This window comes from Chitinophaga sp. (assembly GCF_036566945.1).
Taxonomy (GTDB): Bacteria; Bacteroidota; Bacteroidia; order Chitinophagales; family Chitinophagaceae; genus Chitinophaga.
Genome location: NZ_DATCVJ010000925.1, coordinates 1 through 3,482, shown reverse-complemented (window position 1 = coordinate 3,482; position 3,482 = coordinate 1). Strand labels below are relative to the sequence as shown.

Sequence of the window (3,482 nt, the reverse complement as noted above, 5' to 3'; positions counted from 1 at the left end):
TTAGTATTATGAGTGTAAGATATGCATACAAAACGCAGTGTAAATGCGTAGTCATTAAACGCATGCTATTGGGAAATATTGGCAAAATATGCTGACACTGCGGCCACGATGGCAGTGACATCTGCTGTATAAAAACCGGCGGCATTCATACAGCCACATTCCACGATGTAAAAATCATCGCCGCATAAACATACATCCATTACAAAAACGGCATGTGGGGTATATTCGCGGCAACGGCTTTCTGCAAAAGCGATAACTTCCGCGGGGCAGCCGGCTTCTTTTGTTAGCTTAAAATAAGTACGGTATTTTGAAGCGGTAACCACCTTCCCATTCACGATCCATAACCGCCACTCGTATTTTATATTGTAAGGCGCAGACACTACAATGGGCGTATCCGGGGATAGGTTGGTATTTTCCACCGTCTTCAGCTGTTCATACCAGCTTTTAATCTCCGCAAATGATTTCGTTTCTCCGGCAAAGGATTTACTATCGTCGTCCGGACGAATGAAAAACAACTGATCCGGTGCCTCTTCCCGGCTCATCAGCGCGGCAAAAGTGGTGACTATGGCGCCATAGTTTAGCATATATGCACCCCACCGGTTAAAATAATTTTCGATAGAAAAAAGGGCCTCGTCAAAAAACAAACCCGGACGCCATTGCTCATCAGCAGCCACCAGACCGCAAAGCGTGGTAGATCCGTAAAAAATACTACGGCGTTGATGATCGAAGGCCGGTAACGAGGTAGAAAAAGGAATTATATCAATCGCCTGAAAGTTCACTCCTATCGTTGCGCATGATCGTTGTAAACTTTCCAGGTCTGCTATACTCGTCAGATTTCTCTGCACCACCCACTGTATTCCGGGATAAAGGTCTGGCATGTGCTGAAATTACATAATAATTTTATTAATTTAAAAAACCGCTGCCTGGTACTTCTCCCGATATAAATTATTTTATTATTAATTTCCGGTCCCCTAAATTTACTCTGTTTATATAGATTTTGTAAGGGCACATAAACCACCAACTTTGTCAAATTTCTCCTTACCAGATGAACATGAGCTGTTAGAACAGGTTGCCGGAGGTGACGGGGATGCCTATACAATGCTGTTCCGGCATTACAGTCAGCAGGTATTTGACGTGGCTATGGTGTACCTGAAGGATAACAGTCTGGCCCGGGAAATTGTACAGGAAGTGTTTATGAAGATCTGGCTGAAAAGGGCCGACATGCAAGAGGTAAAGAATTTCAAAGACTATCTCTTTATCCTTACCCGCAATCATATTTACGATGGGTTCAAAAAACAGCTGGTACGCCTGAAGGCCTATGACCTTCATGGGAAAAACCAGCCAGCCACCCAAAACGATACTGACCACCTCTTACTGCAACGGGAGTACGACGCGATTCTCGACAAAGCCATTTCCGGGCTGCCGCCGGAACGTAAAAAAGTATATTTAGCCAGGAAACAGGGCTGGAGCAATGAAGAAGTGTCCCTACAGCTGAATATTTCTGTACATACCGTTAAAAAGCAAATGAGTCTGGCTATGAACGCCGTACGTGCTTTTGTAAAAGCCCGGATTCAGAATGATATTCTCCCCCTGCTCTTGATTATCCTCACTTTGCGTAAGTAACCATACTTACCGGAAAAAAATATTTTCCCATCGGATACTCCTTTTTTATTTGTCGCTCGTCTTTACCCACATCACCCTTCCTAAACTTTGCATATGTCCACGATGGAAGTACTGTTATTGCTTGAAAAATATAAAGAGGGCCGGATCAGCCAGGAGGAGCTGCAGCGTTTAAAAACGCTGGTTGCCTCCAACGACTATGAGCCGGAAATCAAAGCAGATATACTCTCTGCCTTATATGGGCAGGTACCTGACAGTGGCTGGCAACAGGAAGATGAAGCCGTTATTCTCCAACGTATTTTACAATCCGATCCCATAAAAACCAACGGCAGGAGGAGGCTCCTCCAATATGCTGCCGCAGCCGCATTGCTGGGGGCGGTATTCTTCTCCGGCCGTTTTTACCTGAAAAAGGCTACACCAGCGCCTATAGCAGCCAATGCTACCGCCCCGCTGGCGCCGGGCAGCAACAAAGCGATGCTGGTACTGGCAGATGGAAAAACGATTCCGCTGGACAGCGCCAATATTGGTGCACTGGCCCAACAAGGCAACACCAGCATTACCAATACCCAGGAAGGCCTCGCATACAAAGCGGAAGGCACGGCTGCCAGCGTAGTATACAATACCGTCGTTACGCCCCGTGGCGGACAATACCAGCTTACCCTCGCCGATGGCAGTAAAGTATGGCTGAATGCCGCCAGCAGTATTCGTTTTCCTACCGCTTTTCCCGGAAAAGAAAGAGTAGTGGAGATAACGGGAGAAGGATACTTCCAGGTAGCTGCCAATGCCCAACAGCCTTTCCGGGTGAAAGTAAAAGGTAAACCGGACATGGAAGTAAATGTATTAGGCACCAGCTTCAATATCATGGCGTATGCGGATGAGCAAACCATTACCACCACCCTGGAAGAAGGCGCCGTACAACTGGTACATGGCCAACATAAAAGTTTGCTGAAACCAGGTTTCGGCGGCAGCTTGTCTACGGATGATAATGATTTCGTGATAGCGCAGGCAGATATGGAACAAACACTGGCCTGGAAAGAAGGCAAATTCCGCTTCCGCAATACCAGCATACAAACCATTATGCGTCAAATGGCCAGATGGTACAATATAGATATCGCCTACGAGGGCGACCTGTCGGATGTTCGTTTAACAGGGATCATTTCCCGGAGAGAGAATGCTTCCTCCTTACTTAAAATTTTATCGACAACGAAACGCGTTCACTTTGATATTAATGACAACCGGATCCTGGTAAGGCCATACGATCCACAGTAACAGCTTATTTGTCCACTTATGAATTCATCATTTTAAAACTATTGTAAGTTATGAAGACGTAATTCATTCCACTACCGGTTGTAAAAAAACCGGAAGCACTGCAATGCTCCCGGCCATAGAAGGCAACCCAACTCCCTGAATCATTTAGAAAATTGAATTATTAAGCCAACAACACAAAAGTATGGAACTACTTGGTACCGTCAAAGTCCCCTGTAAAGGAGGGCGTATGCACAGAAAATTACTGTTAATTATGCGATTAACTGCAATACTAACACTTGTTCTCACCCTTCAGCTGAGCGCTAAAACATACTCTCAGTCTGTTACCATCAAAGGAAAGCGGCTCCCGCTCTACGATGTGTTTAACAGCATTAGCCGGCAGACAGGTTATGAATTTATCTATGATGAAAAATTACTGGAGAAGGCAGCTCCCGTAAATCTGAATATGAACCAGGCTTCCCTTACGGAAGTCCTGAATGCCTGTTTGAGCAGCAAATTGTTTAACTACAGCATTGTAGATAAAACGATTGTTATCAGCCCGAACACCAAAGTAACCGAACCTGCTGCGGCAGCCCTACAGCCCATACAGGGCAAGG

At 45.7% G+C, this 3,482-nt stretch carries 4 protein-coding genes; 3 read left to right on the top strand and 1 reads right to left on the bottom strand.

Features of this window, described 5'->3' with window-relative positions; translation table 11 throughout:
- Nucleotides 1-65 precede the first annotated feature (65 nt).
- On the bottom strand, nt 66-878 hold the full coding sequence (locus VIP81_RS27820) for an ATP-grasp domain-containing protein (protein WP_331969180.1): 813 nt from the start codon (nt 876-878) through the stop codon (nt 66-68).
- 145 nt (nt 879-1,023) lie between these two features.
- Between VIP81_RS27820 and VIP81_RS27815 the strand changes: the two genes are divergently transcribed.
- From VIP81_RS27815 to VIP81_RS27805, 3 genes are all read left to right on the top strand, one after another.
- On the top strand, nt 1,024-1,623 hold the full coding sequence (locus tag VIP81_RS27815) for an RNA polymerase sigma factor (protein WP_331969177.1): 600 nt from the start codon (nt 1,024-1,026) through the stop codon (nt 1,621-1,623).
- A 93-nt stretch (nt 1,624-1,716) separates the two neighbouring features.
- Nucleotides 1,717-2,889, top strand: a complete 1,173-nt coding sequence (locus tag VIP81_RS27810; protein ID WP_331969174.1) for a FecR family protein — start codon at nt 1,717-1,719, stop codon at nt 2,887-2,889.
- Nucleotides 2,890-3,139: 250 nt separating this feature from the next.
- Nucleotides 3,140-3,482: STN domain-containing protein (locus tag VIP81_RS27805; protein ID WP_331969171.1), on the top strand; the 343-nt coding region annotated here is incomplete at its 3' end.

Bases quoted from the DNA above. Each gene is read 5' to 3' on its own strand.
- VIP81_RS27820 (WP_331969180.1), bottom strand. From the start codon at position 878: ATGCCAGACCTTTATCCCGGAATACAGTGGGTGGTGCAGAGAAATCTG.
- VIP81_RS27810 (WP_331969174.1), top strand. From the start codon at position 1,717: ATGTCCACGATGGAAGTACTGTTATTGCTTGAAAAATATAAAGAGGGC.